The organism is Bifidobacterium sp. UMB1197 (assembly GCF_030217745.1).
GTDB lineage: Bacteria > Actinomycetota > Actinomycetes > Actinomycetales > Bifidobacteriaceae > Bifidobacterium > Bifidobacterium vaginale_B.
This window is the reverse complement of sequence record NZ_JASOOL010000089.1, coordinates 1-245: the sequence shown is the minus strand read 5'-3', so window position 1 is coordinate 245 and position 245 is coordinate 1. Positions and strand designations below refer to the sequence as shown.

1 protein-coding gene is annotated in these 245 nt (G+C 44.9%); it reads right to left on the bottom strand.

Annotated elements, in window-relative coordinates:
• On the bottom strand, window positions 1-245 hold a 245-nt coding region (locus QP420_RS06740; RefSeq protein WP_481616907.1), incomplete at both ends, for an HAD hydrolase family protein.

The following is a 245-nucleotide window of genomic DNA, read 5'->3' as shown; positions in this document are numbered from 1 at the left end:
TTCCCAACATAACAGCTTGAATCATAACTCGCTTCGTGTGTTTTGCAACGCTTACAGCGTTTGCTACAGCATAAATGTTGTTGTTCATAATAACAACTTGCGCGCACTCCGAAGCCGCTGTATCCGTGCCATCTGTTAAAGCCACGCCAATGTTTGCTGCAGCCAAAACTGGGGCATCGTTTACGCCATCTCCAACCATCATCGTTATGCTACATTTTTGTGTTTTTCCGCCAGAAAAGTCGAAA